This is a genomic window from Photobacterium sp. R1, assembly GCF_054600795.1.
In genome coordinates, this window is record NZ_BAAHZP010000234.1 from 1 (window position 1) to 357 (window position 357).

Consider the following 357-nt stretch of genomic DNA (forward strand, 5'->3'; position numbering starts at 1 on the left):
TGATATCGTGGTGATCCGTTTAGCTGTTGGCACGTCAATACTGACGGCCAATATTACGCCCTGGGCGGCAGATGAACTTAACCTCCATGTCGGTGATAACCTGTATGCGCAAATCAAAGGCGTAAGCCTGAGCCAGCAGGATTTAGCCTGAGTGGCCAAATCCTTGGTGTCCTAACCTTCTTCTCACTGCCTTTGTTGTTATCTTGCTTGCACCAATTTGCTGTGTGCGATTTTTGTCAGAATTGAACAAAAAATAATCACTTTGTGTTGTATGTATTTTGAACAATGTACGGGTGGTTTATCTGCTTGTTTCATGAAGATTAAGTTCGGCAGTGTGCTCAAGAACTGGCATATTTT

The 357-nt window shown here is 43.4% G+C and carries 1 protein-coding gene; it reads left to right on the plus strand.

Going from position 1 to position 357, the window contains the following annotated elements; translation table 11 throughout:
* The first annotated feature begins 10 nt into the window (after nucleotides 1-10).
* Nucleotides 11-151 carry a TOBE domain-containing protein gene (locus ACYP03_RS24825; protein ID WP_459782501.1) on the plus strand — a complete coding sequence of 47 codons (141 nt, stop codon included), beginning with the start codon at nucleotides 11-13 and terminating at the stop codon, nucleotides 149-151.
* Nucleotides 152-357 lie beyond the last annotated feature (206 nt).